Below are 20636 nucleotides of genomic sequence, written 5' to 3'. Positions count from 1 at the left end.
CCGGATCAACCGGCCGCGCCTCTTGCATGGGCGTTCTAACCGCCACTCGTGCAACGATCAAACGTTTAGTTCTCTTTTGCGATAAGCCGCATAAGTGACAACAACCAGCACCGCCACCAGGAGGAGGGATAGCGCGACAATCCCCGCATGAAGGCCTTCTCCGTTTAAGATACGCTCATAGCTGAAGTATTTGAAGGGAGAGAGCACGTTCAGTGCGTTTAGCTGATCTGTCAAGTCCGTAAGTTTGGAAATCGCAAAGCTTCCCAGCAGGACCGCGTGAATCGCGACCGTCAGCTCAATATACAAAAACAGCATGGCAAAAAATCCACTGATCTGCGTGACTTCAAAAGAGCCGAATACTTGCTCATTCCGCTGACAACTAGCAAGAACATGCATACGCTCCGGATGATCAAGCCTCTAAGGTAGGCCTTAAGTGCGAAATATTTGAAGGGCGAGATGAAGCGGATCATCTCTTTGTCCTCCCCGCTTGCGAGCAAGGCGCCGATCAGATACAATCCGATGACCACGCCCAGCGATAACGGAAGGACGCTCCGGAGTTTGGCAAAAAACACGGACGACGCCATACCAATCGTCAAAAACATCAACTGAACAAAAAATAACGTCATATGGATCAGCAGAAACAGCTTTTGGCTGAAATCCTCCGTTTTGACTCCGTTTGCGATGAGAAACGCTGTTGCATAGAAGACGATATTCGTCGCGATCAGGAGGAGCATCGCAGCCAGCAGCTTGGAGCTGACGATCTTGGCCCGCGGTAATCCTATCCAAATCAATGCCTAACATCGCTTGAACGGATTCCGGATAACTGCCAAAGCAGCTTTTTGAAATCTTCGGCATCGCTCGCTAAGCTGGGATAAATCGATAAGTAGAGGGCGGCCAAGGCGATCATCTCCAAGGTCCAGACGAAGGCCGATTTCCTCAGCGACTTCAACTCATGCATGACCATATTCATGACGGCCTACTCCTCCTTCACGTAGTAATGCAGGAAGATTTCCTCCAGATCGGGCTCCACAATCGAGATGTTGATTAAATCAACGGTAGCGATTCGTTGCAGCAAACGCGTTTAGGCTGCCTTTAAACATGAAGCTGGCCGAAGATCCCCTCAGTTCAAGGTTGCTGACGCCATCCAGCTTCTTAAAGGCGGCCGGATCGATGTCGGACTTGGCTTCCAGGCTGACTTTCTTGTAGCTGTTATCCTGCAAGTCGCTCATCTTCTCCTGCTTGATGATCCGCCCTCCTTAATGAAGGCGACACGGCTGCACATCTTCTGGACTTCGCTCAGAATATGGGACGAGAAAAACACGGTCGCCCCTTTCCGGTGCTCCTCCGCAATCAGCTCGAAGAAGGTCTGCTGCATCAGTGGATCCAGGCCGCTGGTCGGATAAATGAGCCCAAGCAGCGTCCGAATCGTCGTTGACTTCCCCGCCCCGTTGGGACCGATAAAGCCAAAGATCTCCCCCTCCTTCACCTGAAGGTTCACGTCAGTAATCCCTCTGGCCTTGCCCTATCGCTTCGTGAGGTTTCTTAATTCGATCACGCCCATGGAACCCCCTTGTGATTTCCTTGATATCGAGTTTGTTCTCCCTGGACATCTGGTTGGTGAACCCCTCCGCCATCTAAGTCAACATGTTCATGAGAAGCTTCAGATTAATGCCTTCCGTAAACTTCGATTCATCCACGCCGGTCAAAGCGATCCGGTTCCGAACCTCCTCCCCTTTGGCCAAGATCGCCTTAATTTCCGGATGAACCTCCTCATTCGTTTCAAAATAAACGCTGGTCAAGAAAGACAGTAACGCCGGATGCTTATCGATCATCGCGACCTGATGTTCGCGGCTTGTTTGATTCGCTCGAAGAAATCCGTCACCGTGTGATCGTATTTCGCATACTTCCGTAAACCGATTCGGTCAATATTTATTCGTGGAGTTTTTTTGAATAAATTGCTCCTTCGGCAAGTATGTTTTACTGGAAGGGATGTACACAGTATTTTTTTAATGCGTTAAACCATCGGGTTGAGCGCAAAACCCGAATAAGACTACTTACCAGGGAGGGATCACAGCATGGTATTTATGAAAAAAAGAAGTTGGGCCATCGCTTCCGTGTTGTTGTGTACGGCTTTAGGCGGGGCGCTGCTAGCCGGGTGTTCCGGGTCGGGCGACAAGTCGGACAGTTCCGGAAAAACGACGATTACGGTGACCTATCGGGATGACGGAGCCGGAGAAAAAGGCACGTTGTACCGTTGGTTGACAGAGATCGCTGCCGCTTACCCGAACAAGGATGTCGAGATTAAACCAGCACCGATTCAAGCCTCTGAAGGGGACTATTTTGCGAAAGTCGCCTTGTCTCTGAAATCCAAAGACACCGCTCCGGATATCGTGACGGAGGACACATTCATCCTCAATTCGGACGCCAGCGCCGGTTATCTGGAACCACTGGATGAGCGGCTGAAGGACTGGGAGGATTGGTCGAACGGCTCGTTTATCGAGGCGATGAAGAAAGGCGTTACCGCCAGCGACGGCAAAGTGTATGGCGTACCGTACAACACGGATTCCCGTGGCTTTTGGTACAACAAAGAGATCTTTAAGCAGGTCGGCCTTCCCGAAGAGTGGACGCCGAAGAACTGGGAGGAAGTGCTTGATGCGGCTCGCACGATTAAGGAAAAAGCCCCGGACATCGTCCCGATCTGGATGAACATGGGCAAGGCGACTGGGGAAGCCACCTCCATGCAGACGTACGAAATGCTCCTTTACGGTACCGGCGAACGACTGTATGACGATGCAAGCGGAAAATGGATCATCGAAAGCCAAGGTATCTTGGACGCATTAGGGTTTATTGAAACCGTAAACAAGGAAAAGCTCGGACCGCCGCTCTCCAAGGTTCTGAACGGGCAGGCCGGTAACACCGCTTCCCGTGAATATTTGCCTCAAGGCAAGTTGGCCATCTCCCTCGACGGCTCCTGGATTACCGGCAACTATCTGGAAACCGGTGCTTCCCCATGGCCGGAATACAAGGATGTGCTGGGCTTTGCTCCGATGCCGACGAGCCAAGGTCAGGCACCGGGGACCATTACCCTTGCCGGTGGTTGGGCGCTGTCCATTCCGAGCAACGCCAAGCATAAAGACGAAGCCTGGGAGTTTATCAAATACGCATTAAACAAAGAGAACAGCAAGAAGCTCGTCACCTCCTCAGGGAATATTACTGTGCGAGCCGACGTCGCCAAAGATCCGGAATACACGCAAATGCCGTTTAACGAAATCGCTACGGAATATCTGCAGAACGCCGAGTTCCGGCCTGCTCAGGATAAGTACCCGGAAGTATCGACGCAAATTCAGACGATGGTTGAATCCGTCGCCACAGGCACCTCCCCCGCAGAGGCAGCTCAAAAATACGCCCAAGACGTCACCCGCATCGTAGGCGAGGACGCTGTCATAAGAAAATGACCAATCATAACAAGCGGCAAAGCAATGCCTTCCGGAAGGAGAACGAACCATGAGCAGCATGACGGCTGAAGGATATTCCAGAAAACGAAATACGTACACGTGGCTGTACTTCTTGCTCCCTTCGATTGTGATAATGCTGGTGTTTTTTATCACTCCGGTCTTCCTTACTTTCTTCTATTCATTTACGAACCTGGCTTTAACGGGGGAATCGGCAAGAGAGTTAAAATTCGTTGGGTTTGACAACTACCTTCACATGTTCAAGGACCCGACGGTCAAGATCAGCATTTGGAACACGCTGGTCTTCCTGTTTGGCTCCGCGGTGATTGGCCAGCAGCTGCTCGGCCTATTCATCGCCCTGCTGATGAAGCGCAGAAACCGGACGTTCCGGCGGGTGATCGGCACGATCGTCCTCGCCGGCTGGGTAACCCCGGAAATCGTCTGTGCGTTGTGCTTGTACAGCTTCTTCGGCGACGAGGGGACGCTTAACTCGATCATCACCTCATTGGGGATTCCGGCAGTCACCTGGCTGTATACCGTTCCGATGCTGACGATCATCCTCGCGAACATCTGGCACGGCACCGCCTTCTCGATGCTCGTCTTTCAAGCGGCTCTCGACGACGTGCCCAGCGAGGTGGAAGAAGCGGCGGTGGTCGACGGAGCTTCGAAATGGCAGGTACTGATTCGGATCATCATCCCTTATATCAAAGATTCGTTTATGACCAACATGATGCTGGTCACGTTACAGACGTTGGGCGTGTTCGGTTTGATTTATGCCATGACCGGCGGAGGCCCGGGAACGTCTACGACCACACTGCCGATCTTCATGTACAACCAAGCCTTCGTGAACTATCAACTGGGGTACGGAACCGCGATCTCCTTGCTGCTTCTGCTCATCGGAATCGTGCTTAGCCTGTTCTATACCCGCTCGTTGAAATAGTCCAAGAGCAAGGAGAACTCCTTATGAACGCAAAACAACGGAAACTCATCTACCGGATCTTGCCCTATACGATCCTCACGATCATCGGCATCTGCTTCGTCTTACCCTTGCTTTGGGTGATGGTTGCTTCGGTTGATCCCAATGCCATGCAGACGCTGAAAATGCCGCAGCGGATCACGGCGGATAATTATATCAACGTGATCACCAGCCGCGAGAACCAGCGCGCTTTCCTGATCGGTTTGATCATGTCGCTGGGGCAGGCGCTGCTCGTCGTCCTCTTGGCACTGTTAGCCGCCTATCCGTTGTCCCGTTATCAAATGAAATACAAGAAGCCGTTTATGTTGACCATCCTGTTTATGACTTCCTTGCCGATTACGGCGGTGATGGTCCCGGTCTACCAGCTGTTTCTAAGTTTGAAGCTGTATGACCAAATCTTTGGCGTTATCCTGTTCTATGTAGCTTCATCCATGCCCTACGGCATTTGGATGCTAAAGAACTTCATGGATTCCGTCCCTCTGGATCTGGAGGAAGCGGCATGGGTCGACGGGGCCTCGGTATTTACGGGGATTCGCAGAGTCGTAGCGCCGCTGATGGTGCCGGGCATTTGCACGGTGGCCATCTTCACCTTCTCGGGCAGCTGGGGGAACTTCTTTGTCCCGTACATTTTGCTGCAAAATCCGGAGAACTTCCCCGCTTCCCTGAAGTTATACCAGTACTTTGGTCAATACGGGATGATTGAATACGGCAATCTTGCGGCCTTCTCCATCCTGTATGCGATCCCGTCCATCGTGCTGTACATCTTGTCCCAGCGGTTTATGTCCAAGGGGTTTGGTTTACAAGGGGGAACGAAGGGGTGACTTCCACCATTCGTCCGATCAGGACATCCGGCTCCACAATCGTTAGAGCTTTCCCATACGGAAGCAAGTAGTAAGGCACATAGGTATGCAAGGAGGCGTCCTCCAGAGATTCCGGCAATAACTGGAAATAGTTGCTACTTTTGTGACCGCCTGGCCCAGTTTAGGCGAGGGGCTCCATCCCTGGCTCGATCCACGATTCGTAGGTTGGCCCGTAAATATCAGGAACTCGCAGTCCCGCCTGACGCATCAATACCGTCATTTGTCCCCGATGATGCGCCTGATGCATCAGCGTAAACCGGAGCGATGCCCCGTTTGACCAGGGTTCACCTTGCGATCTCCGTTGTGTTCAGGAGCTGCTCGTCCGTCCATTGCGTGCGGATCGCCTCGATGAGTGCCCCGCTGATCCGCTGGTACTCCTCTGCGATTTGCGCCGCTGCCGGGGCTTTAGAGCAATTGTCTAACAAATGCAAAAATGAACAAAGGCCCTGCTGCAGCAGGGCCTTTGCATGAGGTACTATTCAATTAAAAGATAAACGCTTTGGAAACAATGACCAGCAGGATGAAGAGAACCAGAATCGTCCCTGTGGAAGTCCAGAAACCACCATAACCTACGCCACCTACGCCATTTTCATATCCCGACATTGATTTTCCCTCCTTTTTAAATATAGAACATCATATTACAGTTCGTTAGCGAACGATCGGGACATTCGCGGAGAGAGGCAAAAATGGGTATACGTTCACCAGGTACCCATGCTGAATATGAGACGGCGGCTCTAGCCTAGCTCACGCCTAGTCAAGCCAATAGCCATTTGCATAAGATGAAACAAGTAGATTTAAAAGCAGGTGGTGTTCTTGGGAGGAAAAAAGAGGCGTCAATACCAAAGAATCCAAGAAAATGACCTATCCTCGGACGACTTGGCCATTATCGGTGCCGGGTTCACCGTGCTTGGGGATCTTTTCGATTTGCTCTCCCTGTTGAAGCTGAAGGAGGAAAAGGGGCAGAACGGCGGTGATACTGAGGAGACGCTGCTTGACGAGTTCATCTTGCACCAAAGCAAACCCGAAAATAAAAATAAAAAGCGGAAATAAATAAAGGCGCCGGAGCCAGCTCCAGCGCCTTTGAGGTATTACCGGGACAACTTGGCTACCTTCAGCCTCCATCGCCGCCATTTCAAATACACGAGCACCAACAGCAGCGCGCCCAGCCCAATAAAGAAAAACTTTAAATATTTCTCCACCAGGTCGATGGCAACTTGCCACTGTTCGCCAAACACCAATCCGATGCTTACAAAAACAGTCACCCAGAGCGCTGCTCCTGTGTAAGCATACAAGGCAAAGGTTCGAAAAGGAATGCGCATAATGCCAACAAAGTAACCAAAAAACTGCCTTACACCCGGCACAAAGAAACTGATAAGCAGCATTCTATTGCCGTATTTCTCGTAGACCCGCCTCGTTTTGTCCAAATGTGAGGGCTTGACCATAATCCACTTGCCATAGCGTTCGATCAACGGCACACCGACCCGATGTCCGACGAAATAGGTAATCGTCACCCCGATCACCGCCCCAGCATATCCAGCGAAGAGTGCCGGCAGGAAACCTAGCACGCCTTTATATGCCAAATATCCCGTATAGGTCAGAGTCGTTTGACCCGGAGGCAGCGGCAGCGCGATAAAGTCGATGGGAAGTCCGAGCAGCAGAACAAAATAGCCGTAATGCTCAAACATCCTTTCAATCCAATCCAATACGTCCATTATCCAAATCTCCTTTAGCCATTGCAGGCGCTGCCCACGCCAATCAGTCCACTCTTTATGTTATCAGTATATACGGAGATTTTCCAATCTAAAAGGGACCGCGAACGGGGCGGTTCCCCGCCCCGGGTCCAGCCCTGTTCCTAGGTGGCAAAAGGAGAGACGTATCTTATCCGAACCGGCCGCTGATATAATCGTCTGTACGTTTCTCGGACGGATTGGTAAAGATTTTACTCGTATCGCCGTACTCAACCAGCTCCCCCATGAGGAAGAACGCCGTTTTTTCCGACACCCGAGCCGCCTGATGCATATTGTGCGTGACGATGATAATGCAGTATTCCTGCTTCAGCTCGGCGATCAGCTCTTCAATTTTGGCACTGGATACCGGGTCCAGGGCCGAGGCCGGTTCATCCATCAGGATGATGCTTGGATTGACCGCAATCGATCGGGCGATGCACAGTCTTTGCTGCTGGCCGCCGGACAGGGCCAAGGCGGAGCTGTGCAGTCGGTCCTTCGTTTCGTCCCAAAGGGCCGCTTTGGTGAGCGATTCCTCAACGATCTGATCCAGCTTCTTCTTGTCCCGAATCCCGTGGTAACGCGGTCCAAAAGCGATATTTTCATAGATGGACTTATGGAACGGGTTTGGCCGCTGCCATACCATGCCGATCTTTTGGCGCAGCAGCACGACATCGGTCTTCGGATCATTGATATTGTCGTCCCCGATCCAGATTTCCCCCGTGATCTTCGCCCCGCGGATCAAATCGTTCATCCGGTTCAGGCTGCGCAGGAATGTAGACTTGCCGCAGCCCGAAGGGCCAATCAAGGCGGTTACCTGCCGGGAAGCGAAATCGAGCGATATATTTTTAACGGCTTGTTTCTCTCCGTAATAGACGCTTAAGTTTTTCGTAGATAGTTCAATATTTGACACTTGGCTTCGCCCTCCTATTTCGTCGCCGTAAATTTCTTGAGCATCACGCGTCCGAGCCAGCGAGCCAGCAAGTTAAACACCAGCACGGTCAAAATCAGGACGGCCGATGCACCGGCGGCAATTTCAGGCGCATCCGGCGCCAAGCCTTCGGAATTGATCTTCCAGATATGAACCGCCAGCGTCTCCGCCGGACGGAACGGATTCAGCGGGGACGTAGGGCTCAACGGATTCCAGTTGCTAAAGTCGAGCCGCGGACTGCTCATCCCGGCCGTAAACAACAGGGCAGCTGCTTCGCCGAACACGCGGCCCGCCGCCAGGATCGTTCCGGTCAGAATCACCGGCATGGCGATCGGCAGCATCACCGATTGGATCGTTTTCCATTTGGACAAGCCCAGCGCCAAGCTGGCTTCCTTTTGCGCCTGCGGCACGCTGGCTAACCCTTGCTCGGTAATCCGCACCATCAGCGGCAGGTTAAAGATCGTCAAAGCTAACGCCCCTGAGAACAGGGAGAAGCCAAAGCCAAACAGGTTCACGATCACGAGCAAACCAAACAAACCCACGACAATCGATGGAAAAGAGGACAATACCTCAACGATCAAACGGATAAAATCGGTGATTTTCCCCGGTTTAGCGTATTCGCTCATATAGACCCCCGCGCCGATACCGAGCGGAATCGTGATGATCATGGTCAAGACCAAGAGGAACAAGGAATTAAACAATTGCGGGCCGATCCCGCCACCTGCCTTAATCGTTTCAGGAGGTGACGTGAGAAAATCGAAACTGATATGACCCAGCCCCCGGACTAAAATAAAGCCGAGTAACCCCGCCATAATCAAGACAATTAAGCCAGCTAAAGCGATAATAACAACTGTTGCGATTTTGTCGACGGTTTTGGCGCTCATCGTTTTGCTCTCCTTTCCAGCCAACGCACGATAAAGACGAATACAAACGTCATCAGCATCAAGATTAGTGCCAGCGTCCAGAGGACGTTATTCTGCGTCGTGCCCATGACCGTATTCCCCATGCTCAGCGTAATGACGCTGGTCAAGGTCGAGGTGGATTCAAAGAGCGAGCGCGGGATATGCGGCGCGTTCCCGATAACCATCTGCACCGCCAGGGCTTCCCCGAAAGCCCGAGCCATGCCGAGTACAACCCCGGTCAGCAAGGACGGTAAGGTCGTCGGCAATACGGTCCGTGACAAGGTTTGCCAGCGCGTAGCGCCAAGGGCGTAGGAACCTTCTTTCAAGCCGGGAGGCAGGGCAGACAGGGCGTCGGTGGCGATCGACGTGATCGTCGGCAATATCATGATCGACAGTACGGTCGCTCCCGCCAAGATCCCCAGACCTTGTCCCGGAAAAATATCCCTGTAAAAAGGTACGATGATACTAAGCCCCACAAAACCATACACGACCGAAGGTATCCCGGCCAGCAGCTCGATGACCGGCTGCAAATACTTCTTGCCGAACTTCGGCATAATTTCAACCATAAACAATGCTGCGCAAATGCCAAGCGGTGCTGCGATCAGCGCCGCCAGAATCGAAGTGCTGAACGAGCCCAAGATAAACGGCAGGGCGCCAAACATCGGCGGCTCCCCATCCGGCTTCCAGCTCGTGCTGCCGAAAATTTCACCTAGTGAGATTCCGTCTTGAACAAAAGTGCTTAACCCCTTGGTTGCTACGTAATAAACCATCGAGAAGATCGTAACCACCAGCAATACGATACAAAATGAAGCGTAAATTTTGCCGGTCCATTCCTCGACGATATGCGGTTGTATTTTTTTTCTTCCGCCGGACTGAGCCATGAAACCTCTCCCTTTAAGAACAGCACAGAAAGAGGCAGAACCGTCCGCCTCTTGCCGCACTGATATGATGTTATCGAATCTGCTGGTTATTTCTTCGTGATGTTGCCGTCAACATCGCGTTCCACTTGCATTTTGCTGATCGGAATATAGCCAAGCTCTACTACGTCGCCGTTGTCGCCTTGAACATCCGAGGAAACCATGTAGTCCAAGAAGGCTTTCACGACTTCGTTTGGCTCGCCTTTCGTATACATGTGCTCATAAGCCCATACCGGATAAGTTCCGTTTGCTACGTTTTCTTCCGTTGCGTCCACGCCTTCGTACTTCACAGCTTTGACCGTATCGTCAAGGTAGGACAAGGCCAGATATCCGATCGCCCCCGGCGTTTCGCCAACCAGTTTCTTTACCGTACCGGAGGAATCTTCTTGGATCGAACCTTGCAGGTCCTCCGTTTTCGTACCCAACGCGTATTTCTCAAATGTGGCGCGAGTCCCGGAGCTCGACGGACGGTTTACGATTTGAATCGCTTGGTCCGGACCGCCAAGATCTTTCCAATTTGTGATTTTACCCGTGAAAATTTGGACCAGTTGGTCTTTTGTCAAATTGTCGACAGTGATGTCCGGGTTAACGACAGCTGCCATCGCGACGACAGCAACTTGGTGGTCAACCAGTTCACCAGCTTGAGCCGCATCCAGCTTCTCTTCTGCGAAGACGTCGGAGTTCCCGATGTCCGCTTGGCCTCCGGAAACCTGCGTCAACCCGGTGCCGCTTCCGCCGCCTTGAACTTGTATAGAAACATTCGGATTCTGATCCATGAATTTTTTCGAAACTTGGTCTACCAAAGGTTGTAAAGCCGAGGAACCTACAGCCAAGATCGACCCGGAAAGTTCCGATGTCGCTGCATTACCCCCGTTGCTCGCGGATGCTTCATCCGCAGTGCTTCCGTTGGTGCCGGCCGTGTTGTTTGGTGCCGCGTTGTTTTGACCGCATGCTGCCAGCGCGAAGCTCAGCACCAAAGTCAAAATCAATAACATACTCTTTTTCATTGTTTAGGTTTCCCCCTTAATTGATTTACAGTTTGATTATAGAAAGCGAAGATCAATGCTGTGTTCTCGTTTTGTAAACTTTGTGTAAAATAAGAGGGCACCTTAGTCTTTAGGTTTATTCTATGCAAAAAATAAAAAAACACTCCCGCGCCGGCCGGCGAAGAGTGCTTGAGAAGTGAACTATTCCGTGACCCCTGTATTTTTGGACAGCAGGCCTTTGAGTTCTTTCATAAACATGTTGATATCTTTAAATTGACGATAAACCGAAGCAAACCGTACATATGCAACCTCGTCCACCGGATAGAGCTGCTCCATCACCAATTCGCCGATTTGCCGGCTCTCTACCTCGGCGTTCGCCGAGTGGCGCAAGGAACGTTCCACTTCGGATACGATGGATTCCAGCTGTTCGACGGAAACCGGACGTTTCTCGCAGGCTCGAATCAGACCTCGCAGCATTTTCTCCCGGCTGAATTCCTCGCGGCTTCCATCCTTTTTGATCACAATCAACGGCACTTCTTCCACCATTTCAAACGTTGTAAACCGCCGGTTGCATTTCTCGCATTCACGCCGGCGGCGGATCGAACGGTTCTCGTTCGCCGGTCTCGAATCAAGCACTTTGGTGCCTAAATAGTCGCAATAAGGACATTTCAAACTAGAACACCTCCCCTCTAAATGACGTCATCACGGCCTGTCTCACCGGATGGCAATAAATTACTGCAAATTCATGTGATTGAAATTCCTAGTCCAGCACATAATACTGTTACCAACCACAAGGAGGTGAACAAATCATGGCCCAAAATAATAACTCTTCGAACAACCTGGTGGTTAGACAAGCATCCGGAGCTTTGGATCAAATGAAATATGAAATCGCTCAGGAGCTTGGCATCTCTTTCCCACAAGACGGATATGCTGGTAACCTGACTTCTTACGAAAACGGTTCGATCGGTGGTTTCATCACGAAACGTCTGGTGACCCTGGCTGAACAACAGCTGGCAGGTCAATTCAAATAACCGATCAACTGAAGAGAGCATTGGCTGGCGTAAGGTCGGTCAATGCTTTCTTTTGTTATAACCTTAGGCCCCCTTAAAAATCATCATATATCTTTAAATATTGTTTGTAATAGTGGGATACCCGCTGGACGTAATGCCGGGTCTCGCCAAACGGAATATTTTGCACCGTCTCCAGTCGTCCGTCCCATCGCCCGCTCTTCAGCCAATTTTTCACATTGGTTGGTCCGGCATTATACGCTGCGATCATGGCGATGGTGTTACCGTCAAATTGCTGGGAGAGCGATCTCAGATACCAGGTGCCGATCTGGATATTCGTTTCCGTCTCGTTGCGGATGTCTTCCAGCGTTGTATTGGGCAACTTCGCTTTGGAAATCACCCACTCCGCCGTATCGGGCATGATCTGCATAATTCCGAGCGCGCCTTTCCGGGACTCCACGCCCGATTTGTAGTTCGTCTCCACCTTAATGATCGCTGCAACAATAAACGGATCCAGGCCGTTGTTCTTGGCATGCCGCCGGATTTCTTCTTTATAATAAATCGGGTAAAACAACGAAAGCCATGCCGAATTAAAAAAGATGAGGATGATGAAACCGATAAACAACAGAAGCAAGACTCTTTTTTTGCGAAGCCACCTCATCGTAGTCCCTGATCCCGCCAAAAGTCATCTATCTGCCGCTTCGTTTCCTCAAGTCCACCGCTGTTATCAATCAAAATATCCGCCCTCTCTTTCTTGATTTCGATATCCATCTGGGCGCTGATCCGCTGCTCGGCCGCCTCCTTCGATAACCCGTCCCTCAACATCAACCGGGTTAACTGTACCTCGCGGGGGACGTAGACAACCATAATTTGATCGTATAACGGATCAAGACCCGATTCATAAAGCAGCGGGATATCCGCCACCACCAATCTGTGAGGATCCGCTGCTTCCAGCTCTTCCATGCGCCGCTTCATTTCAGCGCGGATCGCCGGATGCGTTAGTGCCTCCAGCGCCTTACGCTCCTCCGGATTCGAGAAGACGATCTCGCCTAGCTTCTTGCGATTCAGCGTTCCATCGGGGTGCAGCACGCCCGGGCCAAATCGTTCGCTAACGGCGGCCAATACCGGATGGCCCGGCTCCATAATCTCCCTGGCGATCACATCCGCATCGATGATGGCGGCCCCACGCTCGGCCAACAATCGGGAAACCGTGCTTTTCCCGGTCGCAATGCCTCCGGTCAGTCCGATGTTCATAACCCTATCCACCTCACACTCATAACTTGGAGCCTCGTTCTATCTCGTTAGCCGTTGCTTGGCGCGTGCAGACCCGCTTGTCCGATAAGGCGGCTGACAATTCGGGCAAAAATGCGTGCCCCGCCCCCCTACAACGGTCTTCATCACCGGCTGTCCGCAGTTCAGACAAGGCTCACCTTGGCGGCCGTACATCCGCAAGGAATGTTGAAACATCCCCATTTCCCCTTGCCCGTTCACGTACGATTTGATGGAGGAGCCACCAGCTTCTACCGCTTCGGTTAACGTCTCAACGATGGCGGCATGAAGCTGCTCCAGCTGCCTCTTGGTCAGCTTGTCCGCCGGATATTCCGGGTGGATGCCTGCCCGAAACAATGCTTCATCTACATATATATTCCCCAAGCCAACGATGTATTCCTGGTTCAGCAAGGCTGGCTTGATTTTCGTGGTTCGCCGGGAAATTTTGTCCTGGAATGCTTGAAGGGTAAACGACTCCTCCAGCGGCTCCAATCCCAGCTTCACCAGCGGCTTGTTCGTAAACTCCTCCCCAGGAGCAAACAGATGCATCGTACCAAACTGGCGTACATCCTTGTAGCGGAGTTCCGTCCCGTCCGTAAACCGGAAAATGACATGGGTATGCTTCTCCACCTCTTCTCCGGGCTGATACAGCCCGTAACGCCCTTCCATCCGCAAATGGGAGACGAGCACCAGCCCATCCATGATAATCCGCAAAAATTTTCCGCGGCGGCCAATCTCTAAGATGGTATGGCCGGCAAGTTCGGCTTCAAACCGTCGGATATCATCCGGCCGTTGGATGATGCGCGGCAGAAACACATGAACACTTTGGATCGTCTTGCCCACGATCAATTGGGTTAAGGTCCGTCGGACCGTTTCCACCTCCGGCAATTCCGGCATATCCTCTCACCTCGATCTAAGTTGTTGTCATGCGCAGAGCTTACTTCGCTTCGTACCAATTTAATCCGCTGGATACTTCGGCTTTCAGCGGTACAGAGAGCTCCAACGCTTTCCCCATCGTCTCCGGAACCAGCTTGCTCATGAACTCCAGCTCCTCCGGCGGCACCTCAAACACCAATTCGTCATGCACCTGAAGCAGCATGCGGCTCTTTAATCCGTGCTTATGCAGTTCCTCATCCATGCGCACCATAGCCAGCTTGATGATATCCGCCGCTGTCCCCTGAATTGGCGTATTCATCGCCGTCCGTTCCGCGAAGGAACGCAGGTTGAAATTCGAGGCGTTGATCTCGGGCAGATAACGGCGGCGCTCCAGCAGCGTCTTAACATATCCGTCACGCTTAGCTGCCTTCACGATCTCATCCATGTAACGCCGAACCCCTTGGAAGGCATTAAAATATTGCTCAATAAAGCGAGCAGCCTCCTTCCGCGTGATGTTCAGGTTCTGGGACAGGCCGTAATCGCTGATCCCATAGACGATGCCAAAGTTGACCGCCTTCGCGGAACGTCGCATATTGGCGTCCACCTGATCCGGTCCTACGCCAAACACGTCCATGGCCGTCTTCGTGTGGATGTCCATATCGTGCAGGAACGCTTCCTGCAGCCCTGGATCCCCGGAAATATGCGCTAACACCCGAAGCTCGATTTGCGAGTAATCCGCGGACAGAATAAACCAGCCTTCCTCGGACGGCACAAACACCTTGCGGATTTTGCGGCCTTCCTCCAGCCGGATCGGGATATTCTGCAGGTTCGGATACTGGCTGCTCAAGCGTCCGGTGGCGGCAATCGTCTGCCGGAAATACGTATGCACTTTGCCCGTTTTCGGCGAAATCTCCTTCAGCAGCCCCTCGACATAGGTCGATTGCAGCTTGGCCAGCTGGCGGTATTCCAAAATAAACTGCACAATCTCATGGTAAGGCGCCAGCTTCTCCAGCACTTCCGCATCTGTGGAGTAGCCGGTTTTCGTCTTCTTGATGACCGGCAGGCCCAGCTTATCAAACAGAATTTCCCCTAACTGCTTCGTGGAATTGATATTAAACTCCTGGCCGGCGATCTCATAAATACGCGCAACCAGTTTATTGATTTGGGCTTCAAATTCCACGCCCAGCTCTTTCAAGGCTTCCTTGTTGACGGCAACGCCTTGCTTCTCCATGTCGGCCAAAATCCGAGATAACGGCATTTCCAACTCATAAAATAACTTCTCCATCTCGTATTTCGCCAAATCCTCACGCTGCAAAGGCAGGATCCGCAGCAAAGCATCCGCCTTGCGAGCCAGATGACGGCTCAATACATCCGGCTCCGGCACTTTGAATTTCGCGCCTTTGCCATAAACTTCATCGTCTCCGGGAACCTGCGGCAGCTGGTATTTCGCGGCCAGCCCGCTGATCGTCTGGTCGCTCTCCGTCGGATCAAGCAAATAGGCCGCCAGTTGCACGTCGTGCTCGGCTCCGGCAAAAGCAACGCCATGCCAGAACAGCACCAAATCCGCCCGGTGCAGATCATACCCGCGCTTCGGCACCTGCTCGTCCGCCAGCCAAGCGCGCACTTCCGCCGCAGCCTCCGATTGCAGCACGTCAAACGACAGGAAGTAGTGGCGGCTGGCCGTAGACAGCACCATGCCCATCATTTCGGCCTGATGCGGGTTCTCCCCGTGGGACTCCACGATGATTCCTTCGATGTTTGGCAAATCGGCCGTAAGCTCCTTAAGGTTGTCCAAGTCCACCGTGGTCACCTGGATGTCAACCTGCTCCGCGCGAGCCGCTTCGCCGGTTGCATTCTCGCCGCCGGCAAAGGACATCCGCTCCAGCAGCGACTTAAACTCCAGCTTGCGCAGCATCGGGACCGCGGTTTCCTCCGGAATGCCGTCAAACTTCATCTCCTCCCAGGAGCGTTCAATAGGAACCTCTCGGAAGATGGTTGCCAGCTGCTTGCTCATGCGGGCGTCCTCTGCGTGGTTCACCAGATTCTCCTTCATTTTGCCCTTCAATTCGTCGGTATGGGCCAACACTTCCTCAACGGAACCGTATTGATGCAACAATTTCAGGGCTGTCTTCTCTCCGATTCCCGGCACTCCCGGAATATTGTCGGACGTATCGCCCATCAGGCCCTTCAAATCGATGATTTGCAGCGGCTTCAGCCCATATTTCTCTTCAATTTGCTGCGGGCCGTAAGGCTCGACTTCACTGACACCCTTGCGCGTTAGCGCCACTTTAACCCGATCGCTGACGACCTGCAGCATATCCTTATCGCCGGTCACGACCAGCACTTCATGACCGGCCTCTTCCGCCCGTTTGCTCAAGGTGCCGATAATGTCGTCCGCTTCGTACCCGGACAGTTCAAACCAGGCGATACCAAAGCTCTCCAGCAGCTCGCGCATCAGCGGAAATTGCTCGGACAGCTCCGGCGGCGTTTTGTCGCGTCCTCCTTTATACTCCTGATAGCCTTCATGCCGGAACGTCACTTTGCCCGCATCAAAGGCAACCAGCATATGGGTAGGGCGCTCCTCTTGGATCAGGCGCAGCAGCATATTGGTGAAACCGTAAACGGCATTCGTATGCAACCCGCTGGAGTTCGTGAGCGGCGGCATCGCAAAAAATGCCCGGTAAATGATGCTGTTCCCATCTATAAGAATCAATTTTTCCATACGACACCTCGTCCACAGTATTCTACCTTATCTTATGATAACACAGGGGCCATCCCGATAACACCAAAGCCGTCCTTGGAAAAGAAAAACCGGTCGCAGCCTGCGTAATTTCGCCAGCTGCGACCGGTTGGACGCACGAAAAACTTCATTTCAAAGTTATTGGTTCAGGTCAGGACGATGCCCGGTCACCAGGTAAACGGCGCTTTCCCCGATATTGGTTGCATGGTCGGCGATTCGCTCGATGTATCGGCCCACCAGCGTCAGCAGCATCGCCTGCTGGAGGGATTCCGGGTTTTCGATCATAAACCCGTACAACTCTTGAATCATCTGGCTGTACAGGTGATCTACCTCGTCGTCATCCTTGGCCATTTTGTAAGCCAGATCGGTATTCTCATCCAAATACGATTGCAGCGATTCCCGCACCATCAGTATGACTAGCTCGGACATCTTCGGGATATCGATGAGCGGCTTGATTAACTGCTGGCCTTCCAGCCGCAGGGTGACCTTCGCGATATCGATCGCCAAGTCTCCCATCCGCTCCAAATCGCTGGAAATTTTAAACGCCACGATAATCCGCCGCAGGTCCTTGGCCACCGGCTGCTGAGTCACGATCAGGCGCGAGCCGAGGTCCATCACTTGCTCTTCCATCCGGTTCAGCTCGACATCGCGTTCAATGATGGTTTTCGCTTTGGCCGAGTCCAAAGCCTGCAGGGCGCTGATCGCCCCCGTCAAGGCATCCTCCACATGCTCGCCCATTTTTCTCAGCAGCTGCCGTAAATCCTCCAGATTCTGATCAAATTCCTTTCTTTGAATCATCTTGCTGCAGCCTCCTTGTTATCCGAAACGACCGGAAATGTAATCTTCAGTGCGTGGATCCTGCGGCGTGGAGAAGAGCTTCTGCGTATCGTCCGCCTCCACAATTTCTCCGTTCAGGAAAAAGACCGTCTTACCCGAGATGCGCGCCGCCTGATGCATGTTATGGGTGACCATAACGATCGTATAGCTATCTTTTAATTGCTGCACCAGCTCTTCAATTTTGAGGGTAGAGATCGGGTCCAGCGCTGAAGTGGCTTCATCCATTAGCAAAATATCCGGCTGCACAGCGATCGCCCGGGCGATGCAAAGCCGCTGCTGCTGTCCGCCGGACAGGCTCAGGGCCGACCGATTCAGGAAATCCTTCACCTCGTCCCACAACACGGCCTGGCGAAGGCTTCGTTCCACGATCTCGTCCAGCTCCGCTTTATTCTTGATGCCGTGTAACCGCGGGCCATAAGCCACATTGTCATAAATCGATTTCGGAAAAGGATTCGGCTGCTGAAACACCATCCCCACCCGTTTGCGCAAAGCCTCCACTTCAACATCGTCGCCGTAAATGTCGGTGTCGGCAATTTGGACAACCCCTTCGATCCGCGTGCCCGGAATCATATCGTTCATCCGGTTCAATGTGCGGAGAAGCGTCGATTTGCCGCAGCCGGAGGGGCCGATGAAAGCGGTAATTGCTTTTTCCGGAATATCCAGAGAAACGTCTTTCAACGCATGGAATCGGTCATAATATAAGTTTAATTTTTGAATCCGGATGATAGGTTTCATTGCAGTTCTCCTTCACCAAAATACGTCTAAGCCACCGGCCGCAGCCTCTAAGCCGTTACGGGCCGGGGAATGCCAAGCAAGCTTGAAGCACGGTACCCGCCTTCCCGCGAGCCCGTGCCAATTCTACATCGATTTAGCTAGTATACGCATATTCGCGAATTGTCTCATGTCAAACAATTGTATTCTATCGCACTTATGTAAAAGCACATGAGCTACATTGTAAACGTGGTGTAAAATTTTACGAAAGTGATGTTAAATGTTGTAACTCCCAGAGCACGGTTCTCGTTCGCTCGGCCGCCGTTTCCGATGAGCGGAACATCTCCTGGCTGCGCTGCTCTGCCGCCCGGGCGGACTCCACCAGCGCTTGGAACGTCCCGTCCGCGTTACCGACCCGTTCGTGGCTTTCCGCCATCTCCTCCGCTGTTGAGGAGACGGTGGCTGCCGTTTGCTGAATCAAGTGATTCACCACCCCTAACGTGTCGCCAATTTCCTCCGAGAATCGCTTGGTCTGCAGTGCAAGCTTACGAACCTCGGAGGCGACGACCGCAAACCCGCGCCCGTGCTCGCCGGCATGTGCCGCTTCGATTGAGGCGTTCATCGCCAGCATGCCGCTTTGGTCCGCGAGACTGCGGATATGATCCGCAACCGATGAGATCTGCTGCATCTGCTCCAGCAGCTTGGCCATTTGCTTCTCTTGGGAACGGGCCATCTCGAGCACGCGGGTAAACGACGCCTTCACGGCCTCCAGCTCTTGCCGCCCCTCCAACGATAAATCATTCATCCGCTCGGTCTCCTGCAAGCTTCGTTTTGCCGATTCCGCCACCGCTGCAATCGACTGCTCGATCTCTACGACCCGGTCGCGGCTGTCACGCACCGCCTCCTGCCTCGCTTCATCCGCCTCCCGCTGCAGCTCCCGGGACATCTGCATCAGATCCTGAATCGTCAGGATTCCGTAATATTTCCCTTGATCGGTTAAGATCAGACCATCGTAGAAGGAGGTTCCCTCCCTTCCCAACGCCAGATCCAGCAGTTCACCAGCAGGCGTATCACCTTCGCAAATCAAAGGTTGCTGCTCGGCAAACTGAAACGATGCGACTTCATAAAATAGATCAGCGGCAAACCGCCCCGCCAAGTGGCGGAAAAACCGATCCCGCATCAGCAGCCCCAACGGTTTGTGATCCTCATCACAAATCACGATGCACGGAAGCTCAGGCTGCCTTTGAAACTCCCCCATCACCTGGCGACAGGGAACCTCCGGGCCAATAACCGGAACCTTGCGACAGAAGGAACGGGCTTCAACCGTTGTTAGCCCCCTACTTCCTGCACCTGCCCGCCCTCCATTCGAGCGATCCTCTTGCCTCACCAACGCCGCACGGTGAATCTCGCCTACTTCGCTGCTTGCTGTCCCGCTCCCTGTCTCTTGATCTGTCGAGCTTTCCAGCAGTGCTATGGCCTGTTTTCCCAACCTGCTTCACTCCCCCATATGTAAACGCTGCGTTCGATCTAATCATAGAGGGATAATGTTAAGCTTATGTTCCCAGGATGTTAGCCCTATGTAAAAAAGAACGTCCACCATAAAAGTTACATGATGGACGCTTGCTTCTTATTCACAACCAGTTTATAGCCAACACCGCGAATGGAATCGATATGCACGGACTGCGGATCCAGCTCAAGCTTCTTGCGCAGCGAACTGACGTGCACATCCACCGTCCGCTGTCCTCCGATATAGTCAAATCCCCACACGGCGTTCATCAGATCGTCTCGGGTCATCACCACGCCGGGCTTGCGAGCCAAGTACAGCAGCACCTCAAACTCCTTAGGTCTCAGCGTGATTGGTTCCCCGTTTAACGTGACCTCGTATTTCTCGGGGTAAATCGTCAAGGCGCCCAGCACGATTTGTGAATTATCCTGCTCAGCCGGCTTCTCGCGTTCTTCCTTGCCGGTGGAACGGCGGAGAACGGCGGCAACACGAGCCAACAGCTCCGCAACGCCAAACGGCTTCGTGATATAATCGTCAGCACCGGATTTCAAGCCCTGGACGACCTCTTCCTCCGCATTTTTGGCGGTCAGGATAATCACCGGCGTCTTCACACCCTCGCTGCGCAGCTTCGACATGATCTCAAAACCGCTCATGCCCGGCAACATCAAATCCAGCAAGATCAAATCAAAATCCTGCCGCAGTGCGGTTTCATAACCGATTTGCCCGTGATCCTCTACGATAACTTCATAGCCTTCGTTCGTCAGGTTGTAAGACAAAAGCCGGGATAACGTCGGTTCATCTTCGATAACCAATAGACGTTGAGTCATAGTACCCTCCATTTGTTTGCGGTACAAGTTCATCTCTGAACCAATATCACTTTAATGACAAGCCCAGCATATCACGGCAATGTTAACGTAGTGTAAAGTTAAACAAAAAACGGTTTA

Annotated in this window: 26 protein-coding genes and 1 pseudogene; 5 read left to right on the top strand and 22 right to left on the bottom strand. The window is 52.5% G+C overall.

Annotated features, from left to right (window positions below; genetic code table 11):
- Nucleotides 1-57: 57 nt before the first annotated feature.
- The 5 genes and pseudogenes from M3G15_RS02900 to M3G15_RS02880 all read right to left on the bottom strand — a co-directional run bounded on the left by M3G15_RS02900 (nt 58) and on the right by M3G15_RS02880 (nt 1832).
- Nucleotides 58-315: a hypothetical protein gene (locus tag M3G15_RS02900; protein ID WP_050769827.1), complete on the bottom strand. Its 258-nt coding sequence runs from the start codon at nt 313-315 to the stop codon at nt 58-60.
- Nucleotides 291-791: a hypothetical protein gene (locus M3G15_RS02895; protein ID WP_260070008.1), complete on the bottom strand. Its 501-nt coding sequence runs from the start codon at nt 789-791 to the stop codon at nt 291-293. Before M3G15_RS02895 ends, M3G15_RS02900 begins: the two co-directional genes overlap by 25 nt.
- Complete coding sequence (locus M3G15_RS02890) at nt 788-970, bottom strand: hypothetical protein (RefSeq protein WP_260070007.1); 183 nt, start codon at nt 968-970, stop codon at nt 788-790. The genes M3G15_RS02895 and M3G15_RS02890 overlap by 4 nt, the downstream gene beginning before the upstream one ends.
- Nucleotides 971-976: 6 nt before the next feature.
- Nucleotides 977-1507: pseudogene (locus M3G15_RS02885) on the bottom strand (ATP-binding cassette domain-containing protein).
- A 127-nt stretch (nt 1508-1634) separates the two neighbouring features.
- Nucleotides 1635-1832 carry a hypothetical protein gene (locus M3G15_RS02880; RefSeq protein WP_009226778.1) on the bottom strand — a complete coding sequence of 66 codons (198 nt, stop codon included), beginning with the start codon at nt 1830-1832 and terminating at the stop codon, nt 1635-1637.
- 252 nt (nt 1833-2084) lie between these two features.
- On the opposite strand from M3G15_RS02880, the gene M3G15_RS02875 reads away from it, so the two are divergent.
- The 3 genes from M3G15_RS02875 to M3G15_RS02865 are packed head-to-tail and all read left to right on the top strand — an operon-like array spanning nt 2085 to nt 5249.
- Nucleotides 2085-3455 carry an ABC transporter substrate-binding protein gene (locus M3G15_RS02875; RefSeq protein WP_397376580.1) on the top strand — a complete coding sequence of 457 codons (1371 nt, stop codon included), beginning with the start codon at nt 2085-2087 and terminating at the stop codon, nt 3453-3455.
- A gap of 49 nt (nt 3456-3504) precedes the next feature.
- On the top strand, nt 3505-4392 hold the full coding sequence (locus M3G15_RS02870) for a carbohydrate ABC transporter permease (protein ID WP_009226776.1): 888 nt from the start codon (nt 3505-3507) through the stop codon (nt 4390-4392).
- 23 nt (nt 4393-4415) lie between these two features.
- Nucleotides 4416-5249, top strand: a complete 834-nt coding sequence (locus tag M3G15_RS02865; protein ID WP_009226775.1) for a carbohydrate ABC transporter permease — start codon at nt 4416-4418, stop codon at nt 5247-5249.
- A 160-nt stretch (nt 5250-5409) separates the two neighbouring features.
- On the opposite strand, the gene M3G15_RS02860 is transcribed toward M3G15_RS02865, so the two are convergent.
- The 3 genes from M3G15_RS02860 to M3G15_RS02850 are packed head-to-tail and all read right to left on the bottom strand — an operon-like array spanning nt 5410 to nt 5891.
- Nucleotides 5410-5535, bottom strand: coding sequence for a DinB family protein (locus M3G15_RS02860; protein WP_232282365.1), 126 nt, complete (start codon nt 5533-5535; stop codon nt 5410-5412).
- A gap of 37 nt (nt 5536-5572) precedes the next feature.
- Nucleotides 5573-5719 (bottom strand): hypothetical protein, encoded by a 147-nt coding sequence (locus tag M3G15_RS02855; RefSeq protein ID WP_260070005.1) that lies wholly within the window; start codon nt 5717-5719, stop codon nt 5573-5575.
- Between the two features lie 52 nt (nt 5720-5771).
- Entirely contained in the window at nt 5772-5891 is a 120-nt protein-coding gene (locus M3G15_RS02850) for a sporulation protein YjcZ (protein ID WP_198136240.1), read from the bottom strand.
- A gap of 204 nt (nt 5892-6095) precedes the next feature.
- On the opposite strand from M3G15_RS02850, the gene M3G15_RS02845 reads away from it, so the two are divergent.
- Complete coding sequence (locus tag M3G15_RS02845) at nt 6096-6338, top strand: hypothetical protein (protein ID WP_260070069.1); 243 nt, start codon at nt 6096-6098, stop codon at nt 6336-6338.
- A 38-nt stretch (nt 6339-6376) separates the two neighbouring features.
- Here the strand turns inward: M3G15_RS02845 and M3G15_RS02840 are convergent, their stop codons facing one another.
- The 6 genes from M3G15_RS02840 to nrdR form a co-directional block, all read right to left on the bottom strand.
- On the bottom strand, nt 6377-7000 hold the full coding sequence (locus M3G15_RS02840; protein ID WP_036646478.1) for a DedA family protein: 624 nt from the start codon (nt 6998-7000) through the stop codon (nt 6377-6379).
- 166 nt (nt 7001-7166) lie between these two features.
- Entirely contained in the window at nt 7167-7925 is a 759-nt protein-coding gene (gene pstB / locus M3G15_RS02835) for a phosphate ABC transporter ATP-binding protein PstB (protein WP_009226770.1), read from the bottom strand.
- 14 nt (nt 7926-7939) lie between these two features.
- Entirely contained in the window at nt 7940-8827 is an 888-nt protein-coding gene (gene pstA, locus M3G15_RS02830) for a phosphate ABC transporter permease PstA (protein WP_260070004.1), read from the bottom strand.
- Nucleotides 8824-9726: a phosphate ABC transporter permease subunit PstC gene (pstC, locus tag M3G15_RS02825; protein WP_009226768.1), complete on the bottom strand. Its 903-nt coding sequence runs from the start codon at nt 9724-9726 to the stop codon at nt 8824-8826. The genes pstA and pstC overlap by 4 nt, the downstream gene beginning before the upstream one ends.
- An 86-nt stretch (nt 9727-9812) precedes the next feature.
- Nucleotides 9813-10769, bottom strand: coding sequence for a phosphate ABC transporter substrate-binding protein (locus M3G15_RS02820; RefSeq protein WP_260070003.1), 957 nt, complete (start codon nt 10767-10769; stop codon nt 9813-9815).
- 180 nt (nt 10770-10949) lie between these two features.
- The gene (gene nrdR / locus M3G15_RS02815) at nt 10950-11420 is read right to left on the bottom strand and encodes a transcriptional regulator NrdR (protein WP_009226766.1); all 471 of its coding nucleotides are present in this window, start codon (nt 11418-11420) and stop codon (nt 10950-10952) included.
- A 137-nt stretch (nt 11421-11557) separates the two neighbouring features.
- Between nrdR and M3G15_RS02810 the strand changes: the two genes are divergently transcribed.
- A complete protein-coding gene (locus M3G15_RS02810) occupies nt 11558-11779 on the top strand; it encodes an alpha/beta-type small acid-soluble spore protein (RefSeq protein WP_009226765.1) in 222 nt (73 codons plus the stop codon).
- Between the two features lie 73 nt (nt 11780-11852).
- Here the strand turns inward: M3G15_RS02810 and M3G15_RS02805 are convergent, their stop codons facing one another.
- The 8 genes from M3G15_RS02805 to M3G15_RS02770 form a co-directional block, all read right to left on the bottom strand.
- Nucleotides 11853-12416, bottom strand: coding sequence for a lytic transglycosylase domain-containing protein (locus M3G15_RS02805; protein WP_009226764.1), 564 nt, complete (start codon nt 12414-12416; stop codon nt 11853-11855).
- A complete protein-coding gene (gene coaE, locus M3G15_RS02800; RefSeq protein ID WP_260070002.1) occupies nt 12413-13009 on the bottom strand; it encodes a dephospho-CoA kinase in 597 nt (198 codons plus the stop codon). The genes M3G15_RS02805 and coaE overlap by 4 nt, the downstream gene beginning before the upstream one ends.
- Nucleotides 13010-13048: 39 nt before the next feature.
- Nucleotides 13049-13921, bottom strand: coding sequence for a DNA-formamidopyrimidine glycosylase (mutM, locus tag M3G15_RS02795; RefSeq protein WP_260070001.1), 873 nt, complete (start codon nt 13919-13921; stop codon nt 13049-13051).
- Nucleotides 13922-13961: 40 nt separating this feature from the next.
- Entirely contained in the window at nt 13962-16622 is a 2661-nt protein-coding gene (polA, locus tag M3G15_RS02790) for a DNA polymerase I (RefSeq protein ID WP_009226761.1), read from the bottom strand.
- Nucleotides 16623-16778: 156 nt separating this feature from the next.
- Nucleotides 16779-17438 (bottom strand): phosphate signaling complex protein PhoU, encoded by a 660-nt coding sequence (gene phoU, locus M3G15_RS02785; protein ID WP_009226760.1) that lies wholly within the window; start codon nt 17436-17438, stop codon nt 16779-16781.
- An 18-nt stretch (nt 17439-17456) separates the two neighbouring features.
- The gene (gene pstB / locus M3G15_RS02780; protein WP_009226759.1) at nt 17457-18212 is read right to left on the bottom strand and encodes a phosphate ABC transporter ATP-binding protein PstB; all 756 of its coding nucleotides are present in this window, start codon (nt 18210-18212) and stop codon (nt 17457-17459) included.
- A gap of 238 nt (nt 18213-18450) precedes the next feature.
- The gene (locus M3G15_RS02775; protein WP_260070000.1) at nt 18451-19677 is read right to left on the bottom strand and encodes a methyl-accepting chemotaxis protein; all 1227 of its coding nucleotides are present in this window, start codon (nt 19675-19677) and stop codon (nt 18451-18453) included.
- Nucleotides 19678-19793: 116 nt separating this feature from the next.
- Nucleotides 19794-20519 (bottom strand): response regulator transcription factor, encoded by a 726-nt coding sequence (locus M3G15_RS02770; protein ID WP_260069999.1) that lies wholly within the window; start codon nt 20517-20519, stop codon nt 19794-19796.
- Between the last annotated feature and the right edge of the window lie 117 nt (nt 20520-20636).

The sequence above is a fragment of the Paenibacillus sp. p3-SID1389 genome, from assembly GCF_025151705.1.
Taxonomy (GTDB): domain Bacteria; phylum Bacillota; class Bacilli; order Paenibacillales; family Paenibacillaceae; genus Fontibacillus; species Fontibacillus phoenicis.
Note: the sequence above shows the minus strand (reverse complement) of the source record. Positions and strands in the feature narration are given on the sequence as shown.

What these genes read in the sequence shown, in the direction of transcription:
- pstB (WP_009226759.1), bottom strand. Translation starts at nt 18,212, where the DNA reads ATGAAACCTATCATCCGGATTCAAAAATTAAACTTATATTATGACCGA.
- M3G15_RS02890 (WP_260070007.1), bottom strand. Translation starts at nt 970, where the DNA reads ATGAATATGGTCATGCATGAGTTGAAGTCGCTGAGGAAATCGGCCTTC.
- M3G15_RS02870 (WP_009226776.1), top strand. Translation starts at nt 3,505, where the DNA reads ATGAGCAGCATGACGGCTGAAGGATATTCCAGAAAACGAAATACGTAC.
- M3G15_RS02805 (WP_009226764.1), bottom strand. Translation starts at nt 12,416, where the DNA reads ATGAGGTGGCTTCGCAAAAAAAGAGTCTTGCTTCTGTTGTTTATCGGT.
- M3G15_RS02900 (WP_050769827.1), bottom strand. Translation starts at nt 315, where the DNA reads ATGCTGTTTTTGTATATTGAGCTGACGGTCGCGATTCACGCGGTCCTG.
- M3G15_RS02820 (WP_260070003.1), bottom strand. Translation starts at nt 10,769, where the DNA reads ATGAAAAAGAGTATGTTATTGATTTTGACTTTGGTGCTGAGCTTCGCG.
- mutM (WP_260070001.1), bottom strand. Translation starts at nt 13,921, where the DNA reads ATGCCGGAATTGCCGGAGGTGGAAACGGTCCGACGGACCTTAACCCAA.
- phoU (WP_009226760.1), bottom strand. Translation starts at nt 17,438, where the DNA reads ATGATTCAAAGAAAGGAATTTGATCAGAATCTGGAGGATTTACGGCAG.
- M3G15_RS02840 (WP_036646478.1), bottom strand. Translation starts at nt 7,000, where the DNA reads ATGGACGTATTGGATTGGATTGAAAGGATGTTTGAGCATTACGGCTAT.
- M3G15_RS02860 (WP_232282365.1), bottom strand. Translation starts at nt 5,535, where the DNA reads ATGCATCAGGCGCATCATCGGGGACAAATGACGGTATTGATGCGTCAG.
- coaE (WP_260070002.1), bottom strand. Translation starts at nt 13,009, where the DNA reads ATGAACATCGGACTGACCGGAGGCATTGCGACCGGGAAAAGCACGGTT.
- pstC (WP_009226768.1), bottom strand. Translation starts at nt 9,726, where the DNA reads ATGGCTCAGTCCGGCGGAAGAAAAAAAATACAACCGCATATCGTCGAG.
- M3G15_RS02880 (WP_009226778.1), bottom strand. Translation starts at nt 1,832, where the DNA reads ATGATCGATAAGCATCCGGCGTTACTGTCTTTCTTGACCAGCGTTTAT.
- M3G15_RS02875 (WP_397376580.1), top strand. Translation starts at nt 2,085, where the DNA reads ATGAAAAAAAGAAGTTGGGCCATCGCTTCCGTGTTGTTGTGTACGGCT.
- pstA (WP_260070004.1), bottom strand. Translation starts at nt 8,827, where the DNA reads ATGAGCGCCAAAACCGTCGACAAAATCGCAACAGTTGTTATTATCGCT.
- M3G15_RS02865 (WP_009226775.1), top strand. Translation starts at nt 4,416, where the DNA reads ATGAACGCAAAACAACGGAAACTCATCTACCGGATCTTGCCCTATACG.
- polA (WP_009226761.1), bottom strand. Translation starts at nt 16,622, where the DNA reads ATGGAAAAATTGATTCTTATAGATGGGAACAGCATCATTTACCGGGCA.
- M3G15_RS02850 (WP_198136240.1), bottom strand. Translation starts at nt 5,891, where the DNA reads ATGTCGGGATATGAAAATGGCGTAGGTGGCGTAGGTTATGGTGGTTTC.
- M3G15_RS02810 (WP_009226765.1), top strand. Translation starts at nt 11,558, where the DNA reads ATGGCCCAAAATAATAACTCTTCGAACAACCTGGTGGTTAGACAAGCA.
- M3G15_RS02770 (WP_260069999.1), bottom strand. Translation starts at nt 20,519, where the DNA reads ATGACTCAACGTCTATTGGTTATCGAAGATGAACCGACGTTATCCCGG.